The sequence below is a fragment of the Delftia sp. ZNC0008 genome (genome assembly GCF_000799035.1).
Lineage (GTDB): Bacteria > Pseudomonadota > Gammaproteobacteria > Burkholderiales > Burkholderiaceae_C > Comamonas > Comamonas tsuruhatensis.
Genome location: NZ_JTKZ01000277.1, coordinates 1 through 911 on the forward strand (window position 1 = coordinate 1; position 911 = coordinate 911).

The 911-nt window shown below is 68.1% G+C and carries 2 protein-coding genes; both read right to left on the reverse strand.

Going from position 1 to position 911, the window contains the following annotated elements; genetic code table 11:
• Positions 1-96: 96 nt before the first annotated feature.
• The gene (locus L995_RS09045; protein ID WP_047471124.1) at positions 97-327 is read right to left on the reverse strand and encodes a hypothetical protein; all 231 of its coding nucleotides are present in this window, start codon (positions 325-327) and stop codon (positions 97-99) included.
• A 1-nt stretch (position 328) separates the two neighbouring features.
• On the reverse strand, positions 329-911 hold a 583-nt coding region (locus L995_RS09050; protein ID WP_047471126.1), incomplete at its 5' end, for a recombination-associated protein RdgC.

A 911-nucleotide genomic window follows, 5' to 3' on the forward strand; every position in this document is an offset into this window, starting at 1 on the left:
GCTCGTCCCACCAGATGGCGCGGGCACGTTCGGCGGCGCGGCGCGCGGCTGGCAGATCGCGCTCGGAGCGCGTGGGCTGGTGTTCGGTGTCTTGGTTCATGCTGTTGAGGCTGGGGCCGCCGGCCGCATCCAGATGCTGGCGAGCACATCGGTGGCGCGCGGGCGGGAGGGGTTGCGGATGCGATAGCGGCGGTACTTGTCACATACGCAGGCGTTGCACTGGTCGGCCAGCCCGTCGGGGCTTTTGACCAGGGCGCGGAAGAAGCCCACGTCGGCGGGCCAGGGCTCGCCGCAGGTGGTGCAGACCTTTTCGGTTGATGCGGCCATGTCAGAACGGCACATCGCCAGGCTTCAGATCTGGCGGCGCGCCGGCCGGGTCTGTCGTGGTCAGCGAGGCCGGCAGGGCATGGCCAAGGCCAGTGCGACCTTCCCCGCCCAACGCTTCGATCAGATCGGGGATGAGCCTGGACAGCTCGCCCGTGGCAATCGCCACGTCGGCATCGAAGCCGCCGTCGTCCTGCGACTGGCCTTCCATCACGGCATCGAGCAGCGCGATCTTGCGGATCTGCAGGCCCTCGGTCAGCACAAAGCTCACGCGGTCGTCCCAGGTCAGCGCCAGGCGCGTGGGCAGCTTGCCGTGCTCGATGTGCTGCTTCACCTCGGCAATGTCCAGCGGATGGCGGCCGTAGCGCACGACCGATTTCGACTCGTCGGCTGATTTCAGCTCGCATTCCCGATCCACGCTGAAACCTGTGGGGGCCTCCTGAGAAACGAGCCAGTGCGCCATGGCAGCCTGAGGGCTTGTCTGTGTGTCCAGGAGCGAGAGCGCGAATCCTGGCAGCCCTTCCACCAGCGAGCTGACCACCTCGTCGGCGCGCGCCTGGCTGCCGGTGTCCAGCACCAGGGTGCGG